The sequence below is a fragment of the Rhodococcus qingshengii JCM 15477 genome, from assembly GCF_023221595.1.
GTDB classification, from domain to species: Bacteria; Actinomycetota; Actinomycetes; order Mycobacteriales; family Mycobacteriaceae; genus Rhodococcus_F; species Rhodococcus_F qingshengii.
Genome location: NZ_CP096563.1, coordinates 5,974,248 through 5,988,568, shown reverse-complemented (window position 1 = coordinate 5,988,568; position 14,321 = coordinate 5,974,248). Strand labels below are relative to the sequence as shown.

The following is a 14,321-nucleotide window of genomic DNA, read 5'->3' as shown; positions in this document are numbered from 1 at the left end:
CTAGTTGCCCAGCGTCGTCAGATCCGGGTAGTTCGAGACCTCCCAGCCGCCGTCGACGACCAGACTGGTTCCGGTGATGTACGAGGCGTCGTCGCTGGCGAGATAGAGGCAGGGGCCCGCGATCTCGTCGGGAGTTGCTGCTCGGGACATGGGGATTCGGCTGAGAAACATGTCGCGGGCGGGTTCGTAGTTCATGACCGGCGCGACCAGTGGCGTGTCGACCAGGCCGGGTAGAACGGCATTGACCCGGATCCCCGACGCAGCCAGTTCGATCGCGGCATTCTTGCTGAACATCTCGACTCCGGCTTTGCCTGTCGCGTATGCGCTCCCGTAGGGGCTCGGCACGTGCGCGTTCAATGAGGACACGTTGACTATCGCACCACCGCGACCATGCTCTCGGATATGCCGCGCTTCATGTTTGGTGCAGAGGAAGACGCCCTTCTGCACCAGGTCGATGGTGAAGTCCCAGTCGGCCTCGTCGAGGTCGACGATCTGCCCCACCCTCGACGCACCGGCAACGTTGAAAGCCAGATCGATACCGCCGAATTCCGCCGCCGCCGCGGCAAGGGCCTCGGCAACATCGGATTCCTTGGTGACGTCAGTGGGAACGGCGAGGAAGGCCCCGCCGTGCTGGGAGGCTATCTCTTTCAAACCCTCTGCAGCGATGTCGATTCCAGCTACCTGTGCGCCTTCGTCGATAAGCCTTAGTGCGATGGCTGCACCGATACCTGATGCTGCTCCAGTGACGACTGCTGTTTTCCCGGCAAATCTGGACGTGTTAATGGGCACCTGCTTTCAAGAACTTTCCGGTTCGGCGGTTGCCGAGAACGGGTGCTGCTTCTCCGTCGCCGAAGACGTACTCGCCGCCGACGAACACTGCGGTGACGGTCTGGTCGTTGCGATTGACCATGCGGGAGAGGTTGTCGTACTCCACAACCGGGCTTTCCGCGTACGCGTCGAGCGAATCGTCGAGATGAGCGGGATCGATCACAACCAGGTCGGCGCGATCACCTAATCGAAGGTGCCCGGCATCGACGTCGTACCACTCGGCGAGTTCACCGGTGAGACGATGCACCGCTGCCTCGACGGTCATGAACGGACGGCCGACCTTTTGGGCATCGTAGACACGTCGTAGTAGGCGTAAGCCGAAGTTGTAGAACGCCATGTTGCGCAAATGCGCTCCGGCGTCGGAGAACCCGAGTTGGACGCCATTGTCCTGGGCGAACTTGTCCAGAGCCTCCGGCCGGTGGTTCGAGATGGTTGTGCGCCAACGCACTTTCGTGCCGTGTTCGAGGACCAGATCCAGGAATGCATCGACAGGGTGGAGGCCGCCACGTTCGACGCCGACCTGCCCGAAGCTCTTGCCGACCAGGGATTCGTCGGGGCAGGACACGATCTCGGCGTCGAAGAAATCGCGATGCCAAACTTTGACACCGAACTTCTGGTCGTAGTCCTTGCGGAATTGTCGACGGTAATCCTCGCTCTGCATGAGGACGTTGCGTTCCATCTCGTCGGTCAGATGCAGTGCTGCAGCGCCGGATCCGAACTCCTCGAAGACAACCAGGTCGATGCCGTCGGCATATACCTCGAAGGGAACTGGTAGGTGCTGCCAGCGCAGGTCGCCGCCGAGTCGATTGACCAAGTGTGCCAGTGGGCCGAGTATCACCACGGCCAACTTGTTGGACTTGATGTCGGCCGCCGAAAGCATGCTCGTCTTGAGTCGCTTACGCCAGATACCCGCGCTGGAGAACGCCATCGCTCCGGTACTCATCGGGTTGGAGAGGTCAGGTCCGGCCTGAAATACCCGTCCCCGACGGCGCAGGATCGCATTGAGTCGGCGTCGTTCTTTCGTGGTTGCATACGTCGACGGCAGCGTGCGTGAGCGGCAGGTCTCGCCGTCGAGTTTGTCGAACAACAATTGCTGACTGGACATCCCGACGAATCCTGCGTCGAGAGCTTCGGTCAACTGTGCTTCCATCGACGCGAGTTCGGCGTCTGTGGGATGGACGTCCTTCCTGGTAGCACGATCCAGTCCCATCTCGGCGGCCCGCATATCGGAGTGTCCGATGAAGGCTGCAACGTTGGGACCTAGCGGAAGCGCCTCTAGTGCAGCAACATACTCGCTCGCAGAGTTCCAGGTCTTGGCACGGTTGAGTGCGTCGACGACGTGCTTACGCGGAATTGCCTCTACTCTGCCGAAGAGATCACCCGCGTCGGAGGGGCTGGCGTGAATGGTGGACAGGGAACACGATCCGACAAAGATCGACGTGACCCCGTGTCTGAGAGATTCGCTCAGCGCCGGGCCTTCGAGGATCTCGACGTCGTAGTGAGTGTGGATGTCCACGATGCCCGGGATCACCCACTTGCGCCTCGCGTCGATGACACGGGGACAGTCGGTTTCGTCGAGTGGATCGAGGGAGATGGCAGTAACCAACCCATCGCGGATACCCAGATTGCGGACAGCTGGTTTGGCCCCGGTGCCGTCGAACCACAGACCGTTGTTGATCACGGCGTCGTAGGTCATGAGAGAACCACCTTTGCACGTATCGTTTTTCCGGTTGCATTGCGGGGCAGAGGAGTTGTGCTCAGTTTCCACTTCACCGGCACCTTGAAGTAAGCCAGTCGTTCGGCGACGTAGTCGCGTAGTTCTTCTTCGCCGGCGGCTCCCTCACTCCGCAAAACGACGACGGCTGCAACTTCTTGGCCGAGGTCTGCCGAATCAATGCCGATCACAGCGCATTCGAGTACGGCGGGATGCTCGTCGATGGTCTGCTCGATTTCGAGAGGGTAGACGTTCTCGCCGCCGCGCAGGATCAGGTCGGATCGGCGACCCGTCAGGCGGAGTCGGCCGTCCTCGAACACTCCGAAGTCGCCGGTTCGGAGCCATCGATCAGGACCGATAGCGGCTGCAGTCGCGGTCTCGTCGTTCCAGTACCCTAACATCACATAGGCGCTGCGCGCACAGATCTCACCTTCCTCGCCGTCGGGGACTGCAACACCGAAGGGGTCGCGCACCTCCACGCTCACCCCGATGATCGGCCGGCCGAGAGTTCCGGGGAACGCGGCAAGTTCCGGTGGTGTGGCAACTGAAATGCCGGTGGAGGATTCGGTGAGCCCGTAGCTGTCGACCAAGGTGTGCTGCGCAAAAGGCAGGCGTGCGCGCAGGCGGTCCTGCAAGGCCGGAGATGACGGTGCAGACGCGAGTGCAAAAGCCCTCAGTGAGGTCAGGTCGTACTTCTCGAGACTGCCGTACTCGAGGAGACGGGTTGCCATGGTGGGTACGACCGCCCAGTTGGTGACCTTCTCGCGTTCGACGAGGGAAAGGACTTCGTCGACGTCGAAGGCGCCCTGATGGATGACCACCGCTCCGCCCGTCGCGAGTCGTGGGATCGCCAGGTTATGCAGGCTTGCAATGTGAAACAGCGGCGCGGTCAGCAGATACCGCAAGTCACTCGGTCGGCCGTCGCTGGGTTTGCCGGTGAACGCCGCAGCGAGGCGATCGCTGTAGCGGTGGTAGTCGATGACGGCCAACACGTTTCGGTGACTGTGAACAGCCCCCTTGGGGCGGCCGCTGGTTCCGCTCGTGTACAGGATGACGGCCGGATCGTCCTCGTCGACGGACGTGCGGGGCAGTGCAGAACCCGAATACTTCTCCAACAAGGTAGGTAGATCTTCTTCCATCGTGAGCACGGGAACATCGGTGTTCAGTTCGGAAAGAATCTGCGCGCGTTTGGCGTCGGCGATCACCACTGTAGGGGTGGTGTGATCGATGCCGTACGCCACCTCGCGGGCCACCCACCACGAGTTGAATCCGACGGCGATGGCACCGAGGGACTGAGCCGCCCAGAAGGTCATCACCCATTCCGGCGTATTGGCAGCAAGTATGCCGACCCGATCACCCTTGCGGACGCCGTACCGCTCGCGCAGCGCCGTCGCCAATGCTGCTACGGCCTCGCCGTGCTCGAGGTAGCTGAAGCGTCGGTCCTTGGTCACCAGATAGTCGCGTGATCCGTAGTCGAAGGATGCAGCGAGCACGTCGCCGAGTGCCTTGTCGCGGTTCTTCATGACGGGCATCGAACTGCCCAGTACATCCTCGACTTGCATCTCGAAAGGACCACCGGGGCCGGTCAGCCCGGCCATGACGGACGCGATGAATGCTTGTGTATCAGCGGAAGTAGTCACGTGAAGTGCCTTTCGAAGATTAGGGTACGAGCACTGCGCGTCCGGTGACCTTGCCGTGTTCGAGACGGTCGAGTGCGTCGCGGGCATCAGCGAGGTCGAAGCGGGCTACTTCTACCGTTACCAGACCGGCCTGTGCCAGGGCGATGGAATCGACGAGGTCGTTTCTGGTGCCGCCGTACGACTTCCGGATCGATGCGCCCCACGGCCAGCCTGGTCCGCCGGCAGCTTCGGCAGTGATTCCGGGGTTTCCGCCTCCGAGACCTACCATGCGATACGCGCCGTTCGGCGCAACCGCTTGAACGGACATCTGTGCAGTTGCGTCGATACCGACGAAGTCGAAGATGACTTCTGCGCCTCTGGCCGATGTGAGGTCGAGGATGTGCTGCGCGGTGTCCGGTCCCGATTCGAGCGTGATGTCGGCGCCGCAACGTTTGGCGAGATCGAGTTGATCCTGTCCGACATCGACGGCGATGATGCGCACGGCACTGATCGCGCGAAGTATCTGTACTGCAACGTGACCGAGTCCGCCGACGCCGATCACGACGGCGGTGGCACCGGGCTGGAGATGTTCGCGGGCACCGCGAATGGCGTGGTAGCTCGTCAGCGCTGCATCGGCGAGTGGTGCGGCCTGCAGGAAGTCGAGGTCGCCGATGGGTACGAAGGAGCGAGCCGGGATCTTGACGTACTCGGCCATCCCGCCCTCAGGGCCGAGTCCGGGGCAGGGCGGCATCGCGGTGCGTCCAGCGGCGAGGCACATATTCTCGTTGCCGCTCATGCATTCTCGGCACTGTCCACATGACCAACAGAGGTAGACGACGCCACGCTCTCCGACGGAACGGCCGTCGACGCCACTCCCGACGGCTTCGATCGTTCCGGCAATTTCGTGGCCGATCGTCAGCGGTTCTTCGCGCATCTTGTACGGAAAGTGCAGGAGATGGAGATCGGAGTGGCAGATTCCCGCTGCGCCCACCCGAATCAGTAGTTCCGACGGGCCGATCTCCGGGACCGGCACGTCGTTGATTTCCAGGAGCCCGGGCCCCATGAGCTGGGCTGCCTTCATGAGCTGACCTCGCTGACCTCGGAGTTGTATGCGGCGCTCAGGTACGCGTTGCTGCGGTCGGATCCGATCAGACCCGGTGCCATCTTGTTCATGACGTAGGCGAAGGTCATCCGTCGGTCCAGATCGTTGACCAGCATCGAGCCGCCGATACCTGCCCACCAGCAGGTGCGCCCGTCGGGAATCAGTGGCGCGGTAACCGGATGTGGCAGTCCGTAGCCGATGCCGAACTTGAGTGGTGTCATGATCCCGAGATCGATACCGTCGGCTTGGATCTCGAAGATCAGGTCGATGGTGCTCTGCGAGAGCAGCTTCCGGCCGTCGAGCACACCACCGTTCGAGATCAGGGATTGGACCCGAGCGATAGAACGTGCGTTGCCGTGGCCGTTGACTGCGCCGATCTCGGCTTCCCGCCAGGGTGCGGTGTTGACCTCGGGGTAGTCGAGCAGTGGGCAGGTCAGGGTCTTGATGAAGATGCTGTCCTGGTCGAGCGTGGACAGGTCGAACTCCAACGCGGGCGGCGGAACCATGGTGGCGATTCGACCGAAATGCTCTGCGGACGTGCCGATATGGAAGTCGGCTCCCAGTGGACCGGAAAGCTCTTCGGCAAAGAACCTGCCGAGAGTTCGCCCGTCGATGCGACGAATGACCTCACCGACGAGATGGCCGTAGTTGATCGCGTGATAGCCCGACGCCGTACCCGGGGTCCACCAAGGCTTCTGGGTAGCGAGGCGAGCGGTGGACGCCTCGAGGTCGTAGATGTCCGTCAGTTCGATCGGGCGCTCCCAACCGGAGACGCCAGACGTATGCGACAGGAGGTGGCGAACTTCGATGTCTTCCTTACCGTTTGCCGCAAATTCGGGCCAGTAGTGAGCAACTTTCTGGTACACGTCCAATTGGCCGCGTTCGACCAGCAGGAGCGCACACAGGGCCGTCATGGTCTTGGTGATGGAGAACGTGTTGACGATGGTGTCGCTGCCCCATGGAGTGGTACGGGATTCGTCGGCGTACCCGCCCCAGAGATCGACCACGGATTCTCCGTCGACGGTGATGGCAACGGAGCCGCCGAGTTCTTCACCGGATTCGAGTTGAGCCTCGAAAGCCGCTCGGACGGCGTCGAACTCGGTGTCGCAGTGACCGTTCACCACACTCATGCGCGATCCGCCTTCTCGAGTTCATGTGCTGCTGCACGCGCGGCAACAGGTAGCTTGTTTCCGGAGGCCGCAGCACGCTTGGTGCCCTTGGCGATTTCCTTGTTCATGTTGCGGACGTAGGGATCGAACTCGAGCTGAATCGTGTGGCGTGGTGACTTGTAATAGGGGGCGAGGAAGTACGCCTCGTCGGCTTTGGTGATCTCCTGCATCTCGTTCGCGGACGGCAGTTGGTATTTACCGGTGAGGTAGGCCGCGACGAGCTTGCTCTGCTGCTCGGCGAAGTTGACGAGCGTCGGCATGGGCTGCGCGAGTCCCATGAAGAAGAGGTTGTCGATTCCGGGCTTCATCATTCGTTTGAACAGTGGGAATCGGTTGTCTTTGTCCGGCAGCAGATTCGGATCACTGAAGAAGGGGAAGCTGATGTTGTAGCCGGTGGCGCAGATGACCACGTCGACGTCCTCGGCGGTGCCGTCCGCGAAGTGAACCTGCTTTCCGTCGAGTTTGGTGATGGCAGGCTTGAAGGTTATGTCGCCTGAGCCGGCGCGTCCGAGGAACTCGCCGCTGGCCGAGGGGTGGGCCTCGAAGGGGCGGTGGTCCGGCTTCGGCAGACCGTAGCCTTCCATCGTTCCCAGATTCTTGCCGAGGAATCGACGACTCAGGAACAGTCGTAGACCACGCGGCATCCAGGGCGGGGTGATCAGTTTGTCGCCGGGTACACCGCCGAGATATTTCGGCAGTACCCAGACTCCACGGCGAGCCGACACGATGAGCTTGTCGGCGAGGTATCTCTGGCCCAGTTCGGAGGCAATATCCAAGCCGGAGTTGCCCATTCCGACCACGACTACCTTTTTGCCGCGCATGTCGACCGGGTCGAACGGGTCGTTGTAGCTGTGGCTGTGCATGAGGACCCCGTCGAACTCACCTGGGTAGTCCGGGATGTTGGGATCCCAATGATGTCCGTTGCAGACCATCAGGACGTCGTAGGTGCGAACTTCGCCGTCCGAGCGCGTGATGGTCCACAGCCCGTCTGTATCACGTTCTGCTGCAACAACACTGGTGTTGAAGATGATCGACTCACGCAGTCCGAAGTGCTCGACGTAGTCCTTGAAGTACTGGAAGAGTTCGGAGTGGTGCGGGAAGTCGGGAAGGTCAGCGGAGACCGGGAAGTCCTCGAATGCCAAGCGCCACTTCGACGTGTCGATGTGCAGGCTCTGGTAGCAGGCCGACATCCCGTTGGGATTCTTGTAGTACCAGTTTCCGCCGACCTCGTCGGACGCTTCGTAGCAGTCGAAGGGTATTCCGAATTCCTTCATTCGCTTGGCCGTCGTGATTCCGGTAGGCCCGGCGCCGATGATGCACACGCTCGGCAAGGGGGAGGGGCTCATTCGCCATCGCTTTCTGTTCTGTCTCGGGCGTGCGAGAAGAAGAATCGAAGCCCGAGAAGTGACTTGAGTCATAGTGCGCCATTCGCTGACGTTGTGTCAATGAATGACGCAATGTTTTTTGGTGACGGCGAGTCGGTGATTTGCCAGGAGGTTGAAATGCGAGCAAGGTGGGCGACGTGAGCACGACTACGGACGGCCCGAAGAACAGGCGGGGAACACTTCGCGACGAGCAGAAACGCGCGACGCGGGCCAAACTCGTGGACGCCGCACGCACTCTGTTCGAGGAACGGGGATACGCGGCTGTCACGGTCGACGACATCGCCTCGGTCGTCGGATGCAGTCGAGCCACGTTCTACGTGCATTTCGCCAGCAAGGTGGAGATGCTCAAGACGATCGGCGCGGCCGGGATGGCGGCGAGTGCGTTCGCTTTCTACATCGATCTCGATCGGGTTCTCGACACGAACTCTCGCGTGGAATTCACGGCTTGGCTGGAGCGTGCCTTCGACTGGTTCGACGAGAACAAACGCCTGCTGCCGGCCTGGGACGAGGCCGTGGCACTCGAACCGGAGTTCCGCGAGACAGCGCGAGACGGTATGACCCAACTACCGAATGCCATGCCCAAGTACCTGGGCCGTTGGCCGGCGGAACAGCACGACGAGGCACGGTTGCGCGTCGAACTGCTCGTGAGTCAGTTGGAGCGATTCTTCACACGCTGGGCCGTGCAGGGGACGATCGACGTGACACGGGTTCAGGCTGCCGAGGTTCTGACCGACATCTGGTTCCCGGCTCTGTCGCCGGAATCGAAGGGCGTCGACGAGCGGTAGAGGCTAGCTCGGATCGATCTCCACGCCGATCGCACCGGTGAGCAGTTCTCTGGCTCGTTCGATGGGGATCGAGCCGCTCAGCCAGCGTTCACTCAGACCCTCGACCAGGGCGGTGAGTCGCTCGGCGGCGTCGGCCGGGCTTGCCTTCGGGTCAGCGAGCCCGGCATCCTGCGCTTGGCGGATCAAAGATTCGACGTCGTCGGCCCACTCTTGCGTCGTGGTGCGTAGCGGTTCGCGCAGTTCGTCGGCGAAGACTGCGCTTGCTCGGAGTTCACCCCAGGCGATGCTGTTCTCTCGAATCTTCGGGGCATTCTGAAACTCCAGCAGGAGCATCTGCTCGAGTTGCGCACGAGGGTCTGTCTCCGTGAAGGCGCTTTCGGTGTACAGCGCGGCGCGATCGTTGATGTGATCGAGGGCCCGGCGCAGCACACCTGCACGGTTCTGGAAGTGGTAGTAGATGAGTGCCGTCGACACTCCGGCCTCGGCAGCGAGCGTCTCCACCCTCAGCCCGCGTACGCCGTGTTGGGCAATGACGCGGACTGCTGCTTCCAAGATTTGCGTTTGGCGGTTCGACACGAGTCCGAATTCTACGAGGGTGGTCGGGACAGGTTTCTAGTCCGCGGGTTCCTGCTGGGTGGTGCAGTGAATGCCGCCACCACCCGCGGCGATGGCGTCGATGTTGATCTGCACGACACGGCGGTCGGGGAAGAGGCGCTCCAATTCACTTCTGGCGGCCTGGTCGGCCTCGGGGTCACCGAACTCGGGTGCGATGACCGCCCCATTGCATACGTAGAAGTTGATATATCCGGCTGCGAAATCGTCCGATTCGAAGTCGGGCCTGATCGCGACCGGCGCCTCGAGGACCACCACTTCCAGCTTCCGTCCCTGTGCGTCGGTCGCGTTCTGGAGAATCTCGAGGTGACGTGCGGTCACGTCGTGGTCGAACGACTCCGGGTCTGTGTCGAGGCCTGCGACCACGACACCTGGGCGTGCGAAACGGGCGTAGAAGTCCGTGTGGCCGTCCGTGATGTCCTTGCCGGCGATTCCCGGTAGCCAGATGATCTTGTCGAGACCGAGCAGGGGGCCGAGTTCGGCCTCGACGTCCGACTTCGACCATCCCGGGTTGCGGTTGTTGTTGAGTACACAGCTTTCGGTGATGATGGCTGTGCCTTCGCCGTCGACCTCGATGCCGCCGCCTTCGAGGATCAGGTCGGTAGGCAATGATTCGACTCCCGCACGGGCGGCAACGAAAGCTGCGACCTGGCCGTCCTTATCAAAATCCTGCTTCTCGCCCCAACCGTTGAAGTTGAAATCGATACCCGCTTTGGTCCCGTTGCCTTTCACGAATACAGGGCCGGTGTCGCGCATCCAGAGGTCGTCGAGAGGCGCGGCGATCAGTTCGACCGATGGGCCGACGAGGGAGCGAGCCAAGCCCAGTTCCTCGGAACGAACAAGCATCGAGACGGGCTCGAACTGCGCGATGGTCTGCGCGATAGTCGCGAGGTTGCGCTGGACTTCGGGCAGGAGGGCTGCTCCCCAGATCGCTTCGCTGGCACCGAACGCCATCCAGGTGCGCTTGTGCGGATCCCCCTCTTCCGGCATCACCCACTCGCGAAGATCGTCGTCTCCATTGCTCCCGCCCGAGGCTGAGTCGGAATCGCCGCAGCCTGCCAAAAAGAGGCCACTGAGCGCAGCGGCGCCTGCCTGAATGAACCGACGTCTTTGCATTGCGGTGACTCCTTGTGCTGTGTGCGTGCGCGCCCGGTCCGCGTCCTGCTTGCATGGAGCGTAAACCTTGACTGAAAATTTAGTCAAGGAAGTAGTGCCAGTTCGAGACCGTTTCGGCGGGCGACACGACGGATCGAAGGACTCATCCGTCGGAAGGTCACGAGTCGATGAGTCCTTCGACCGTTCCCCGCCATCCACGGCGCTGGTAGTCCCGGGGCGACATGCCGTGGGCACCGATGAAGACCTTGGTGAATCCGGACGCGTGCGCGTAGCCGAGTCGACGGGCGGTCTCTCCGGCCGAGAAGCCCTCCTCGAGATAAGCGCGGGCGAGGGTCATCCGCAACTGACCGCGCCAGCGCGGGAAGCTCTGGCCGGTGGCCGCTACGAAGCGTCTGTGGAGCAGGCCCTCGTCGACGCCGAGTCGAGCGCTCCACTCCGGCAGCGTGCGCGAATCGGTGGGGTCCGCGCGGAGTGCGGTAAGGATCGCTTCGACAGGATCGGTTCGGCCGCCGGGTGTCCGCGTCGCCGCGCTGTTTCGGATCAGCCTCGAGATCCTCGCTGGGTCATGGATTTCGGGGCGCAGAAGGGTGTAATTCGCAACGACCGTGTGCAACAGATACGCCTCCGCTTCGCGCGCGAAGTGCAGCACTCGTGGCGGCGGTGCAGTGACGGGAGAGTCGCCAGGCTGGGATCCGAGCGGAAGTAGAAGCGAACCCTCCGCGATCTCGACGCTGTTGCGTACTCCCGCGGGAAGCCACATCGCGTCGCCCCGCCTCAGATTCCAGGTTCGGTCGCCGAAAGCGACCCGGGCGGAGCCTCGGTAGATCCAGACGATGACGTGAAAGTTGTTGACCCTGGCCCACGTTCCGCTTGCGGGAATCGTCGGCGGTATCGGCGCCGAGCCTGAGTGGGCGCCTTCCTCGGACAAGAGTGCGACGCTCTGTGCCAAGGTCTCGTTCTCATGGATCGGCGCTGAGCCTTGGTTTGCACGTGTGTAGTCACTGGGTGTCACACCGGTGTGTTCACGGAAGGCACGGGTGAATCCCGCGGGCGTCGCGAATCCGACCTGCCCACCCGTCCATCCGATTTCGCGGCCGGAGTTCAGGTATGCGATTGCTGCCGCGATCCGGGCCGAGGTGCGCCAACGCGCGAAAGGCAACCCCGTCTCCTCCGTGAATCGGCGCTGCAGGGTGCGGACGCCGATCTTGAGTTGCCGGGCGAACTGGGAAAGCTCCGTGTCGTCGGCTGGCGTCCGTAGAAGCGTGCGAGCGATCTCGAGGGTCTCGGCCGAGCGTGGCAAATTCGGTGGGGCGTACGACACCGAAGCGTCGGCGTCGTTGGAATGGGCCCCCGCGACAAGCTCGAGTAGTCCGGCTCCCACAGTCGCCCCACCGCGCAGAAATCCCAAGTTGTGCGCGAACTGGTGGACGAGCCAGTCCTGCCAGGCTGCCGGGATCTCGAAATCGATGATCCGGTTCAACGTGGGCGGCAGGTCGGCAGCGGGCATCGGAATGGGAAACGCGACCGCTCCCGGGTCGACTCGGATGCTGTAGGCGATTCCCGCGGGCACCCAGGTTGCCGCCCCAGCGGTCACGCTGCGGGTGCGGTCGCCGATCTGTAGTTCCGCGTGTCCGGTGTGTACCCAGAAGAGCAGTGGCTCACGTGCATTCGCGATCGAGGAGAGTCGGGACGCGGGGATCTCGGGGACTTCGCCCGCGGAGAACACCAACCGTGGTCCCACGTATGCCCTCCCGATTCAGATGCTTTCTCACGCAGCCACCGATGAGTGTAAGAAGTCGGCACGCACGGATAACCGTAGCCGATTAGGGGAGGCTAGCTTTATTCAATGGCCCTTCCGCCGTGATCGAGCGTGGGTCGAACCCCCCCGTCTGTGCGCTTCCGAGGAGTCTTTCCGTGCCCCGAAACACCCGTCCGACAACAGCGTACTCAGTCACCTTGCGTGAACTCGAGGTACGTCGGGTGACAGACGTGACGCCGGGCATGCGGAGAGTGACGCTCACCGGAGCGCAGCTCGACACCTTCACAAACCCCGACGGCTTTGCCGAGCCCGCCTTCGTCAGCACCGGCTTCGACGACGACCTCCGATTGTTGTTCGCCTATCCTGGCGAAACCGATCCGGTCTTGCCGGTGATAGTCGACGGCACTGTGACTTTCGCAGCGGGACGCCGTCCACTTGCCCGCGCGTACACCGTGCGCCGTTACGATCCGCGAACAAGGGAACTCGACGTCGATTTCGTCGTTCACGGCGGTGGAGTTGCTACCACCTGGGCGCGCGACGCCGGCCCGGGCGACCGAATGCACATCGCGGGTCCCTCTGTATCGCAGGGACTCCCGGAAGATTGCGAGTATCTGCTCGTCGTCGGTGACGAGACGGCGCTACCTGCGATCGCACGTCTGCTCGAGGAATTGCCTGCCGATGCCAGGGGGCATGTGTTCGTCGAAATTGCGGACTCGGCTCACATTCAATCGGTGCGCGAGTTGCCCGGGGTGAGTGTCACGTGGTTGCCACGCGAGGGGGCGGAGCCCGGCACTACTTCTTTGTTGCTCGACGCGGTCAGTGCAGTCGAATGGCCTGACGGACGCGTATTCGCTTGGCTTGCAGGCGAACAGGCGACGATTCGCTCGCTTCGGCGTCATTTGATTCGTGATCGAGGAATTGCGAAGACCGACATCGATTTCACCGGCTACTGGAAACGCAGCGACACAGTGCGCACAGATTCCTGACCCGGCTCCATCGCTCGGTAAGACCGAAGCGCTCGATAACACCGAAAGGCAGAAATGACAGTCCTGCGCACCAGACGATCACGGATCATCGGACTGATCGGGGCCGCGCTCGCCGCAGCGCTCCTTGTGTCCGGGTGCTCGGCCTCGGCCGAAAACTCGAAAACGGCGTCCACTCCCGGTTCGGAGGGGAACGCCCTTCCCGCTGCGGAAGGAACGACTACTTACCCGCTGACCCTGGAATCGCCATATGGTACAAGTATTCTCGAGAAGCGCCCGGAGCGGGTTGCCGCAATCGTCCCCAATGCCGTCGACACGGAAATGCTCCTCGCGCTCGGCGTCAAACCCGTTCTCTCCTCGTCGATGGTCAAGGAGTCGGCTTCCCAGTCGTACTTGCTGCCTTACGGCGCAGAGGATCTCGACACCTTCGAGTTCGCGATGGGCGGCACACTTCCCGTCGAAGCGATCGCCGCGAGCGAACCTGACCTCATCGTCGCCGTCGGCTGGGCCGACGGCCTGGGTGGTTTGTCGATGGGCGATTACTACGAACGTTTGTCCTCCATCGCACCGGTGGTGACGAGCCCCGACACGAAGTCGCGGATGCTCGTGCCGTGGAAGGAATCGATCCGCGTACTCGGCGAGACACTCGACCTCTCGAAGGCAGCCGAAAAGATCGTGACCGACCATGATCAATACTTTGCGAAGGTGCGTCAGGAGAACCCTGAACTCACTGGCTTGACTGCAACCTGGGCGATCTTCTACGGAACCGGCAACGGGTTGCAGTACCTTTCAGCGCCCGGCTCGGCGCCGGCAACTTTCTTGGGCGAGCTCGGTTTTGCCGAGAACCCGCGTGCACAGGAGTTCGTCACCCAAAGCACTGTCGGCGAGGAACTTCTCGAGAACATCGATGCGGACTTCCTGCTGATCGGCCGCAGTGCCGCCGGCAGCGAGGAGGATTTCGACAAGCTGACCGGCGGGAAGCTCTTCCAAGCGCTGGGAGCGGTGTCCTCCGGTCGTTGGGTCGCCCTGCCTCCTCGCACCGCCGACGGCGGCGACGTTCTGTGGGCAATCACGAGCGGTGGCCCGATCGGAACGATGTGGGCGGCTGAACATATCGTGCCGCTCATCAGCGCGAAGCTGTAGAAGGCAATGCTGTAGAACTGGGGAAAGAACAACCGCCGCCACATATTTGCGTGGTGGCGGTTGCTCGTTCCCCAGTATTCGCCCGATGAGGTTCTGCCGTCGGGAA

The 14,321-nt window shown here is 62.2% G+C and carries 12 protein-coding genes; 3 read left to right on the top strand and 9 right to left on the bottom strand.

The genetic code is table 11. From position 1 onward, the window contains the following. The 6 genes from M0639_RS27650 to M0639_RS27625 are packed head-to-tail and all read right to left on the bottom strand — an operon-like array spanning position 1 to position 7,778. The gene (locus M0639_RS27650; RefSeq protein ID WP_030536188.1) at positions 1 to 789 is read right to left on the bottom strand and encodes an SDR family NAD(P)-dependent oxidoreductase; all 789 of its coding nucleotides are present in this window, start codon (positions 787 to 789) and stop codon (positions 1 to 3) included. Further along, positions 779 to 2,524 carry an N-acyl-D-amino-acid deacylase family protein gene (locus M0639_RS27645; protein WP_064075072.1) on the bottom strand — a complete coding sequence of 582 codons (1,746 nt, stop codon included), beginning with the start codon at positions 2,522 to 2,524 and terminating at the stop codon, positions 779 to 781. Before M0639_RS27645 ends, M0639_RS27650 begins: the two co-directional genes overlap by 11 nt. Next, entirely contained in the window at positions 2,521 to 4,182 is a 1,662-nt protein-coding gene (gene casG / locus M0639_RS27640) for a steroid-24-oyl-CoA synthetase (protein ID WP_058038402.1), read from the bottom strand. Before casG ends, M0639_RS27645 begins: the two co-directional genes overlap by 4 nt. 19 nt (positions 4,183 to 4,201) lie before the next feature. Then, a complete protein-coding gene (locus M0639_RS27635) occupies positions 4,202 to 5,242 on the bottom strand; it encodes an NAD(P)-dependent alcohol dehydrogenase (RefSeq protein ID WP_030536186.1) in 1,041 nt (346 codons plus the stop codon). Then, complete coding sequence (locus M0639_RS27630; RefSeq protein WP_064075071.1) at positions 5,239 to 6,393, bottom strand: serine hydrolase domain-containing protein; 1,155 nt, start codon at positions 6,391 to 6,393, stop codon at positions 5,239 to 5,241. The genes M0639_RS27635 and M0639_RS27630 overlap by 4 nt, the downstream gene beginning before the upstream one ends. Next, positions 6,390 to 7,778, bottom strand: coding sequence for a flavin-containing monooxygenase (locus M0639_RS27625; protein ID WP_007730290.1), 1,389 nt, complete (start codon positions 7,776 to 7,778; stop codon positions 6,390 to 6,392). The genes M0639_RS27630 and M0639_RS27625 overlap by 4 nt, the downstream gene beginning before the upstream one ends. A 167-nt stretch (positions 7,779 to 7,945) precedes the next feature. Between M0639_RS27625 and M0639_RS27620 the strand changes: the two genes are divergently transcribed. Next, positions 7,946 to 8,602 (top strand): TetR/AcrR family transcriptional regulator, encoded by a 657-nt coding sequence (locus M0639_RS27620; RefSeq protein ID WP_064075070.1) that lies wholly within the window; start codon positions 7,946 to 7,948, stop codon positions 8,600 to 8,602. Positions 8,603 to 8,605: 3 nt separating this feature from the next. Here the strand turns inward: M0639_RS27620 and M0639_RS27615 are convergent, their stop codons facing one another. From M0639_RS27615 to M0639_RS27605, 3 genes are all read right to left on the bottom strand, one after another. Beyond that, positions 8,606 to 9,178 (bottom strand): TetR/AcrR family transcriptional regulator, encoded by a 573-nt coding sequence (locus M0639_RS27615; RefSeq protein WP_050654996.1) that lies wholly within the window; start codon positions 9,176 to 9,178, stop codon positions 8,606 to 8,608. 36 nt (positions 9,179 to 9,214) lie between these two features. Then, entirely contained in the window at positions 9,215 to 10,330 is a 1,116-nt protein-coding gene (locus M0639_RS27610) for an agmatine deiminase family protein (protein WP_064075069.1), read from the bottom strand. Between the two features lie 157 nt (positions 10,331 to 10,487). Then, a complete protein-coding gene (locus M0639_RS27605) occupies positions 10,488 to 12,071 on the bottom strand; it encodes a helix-turn-helix transcriptional regulator (RefSeq protein ID WP_064075068.1) in 1,584 nt (527 codons plus the stop codon). A 173-nt stretch (positions 12,072 to 12,244) separates the two neighbouring features. On the opposite strand from M0639_RS27605, the gene M0639_RS27600 reads away from it, so the two are divergent. Together M0639_RS27600 and M0639_RS27595 are read left to right on the top strand one after the other, a co-directional pair. Further along, entirely contained in the window at positions 12,245 to 13,075 is an 831-nt protein-coding gene (locus M0639_RS27600) for a siderophore-interacting protein (protein WP_054826748.1), read from the top strand. Between the two features lie 54 nt (positions 13,076 to 13,129). Further along, positions 13,130 to 14,215 carry an ABC transporter substrate-binding protein gene (locus M0639_RS27595; protein ID WP_064075067.1) on the top strand — a complete coding sequence of 362 codons (1,086 nt, stop codon included), beginning with the start codon at positions 13,130 to 13,132 and terminating at the stop codon, positions 14,213 to 14,215. Positions 14,216 to 14,321: the final 106 nt, after the last annotated feature.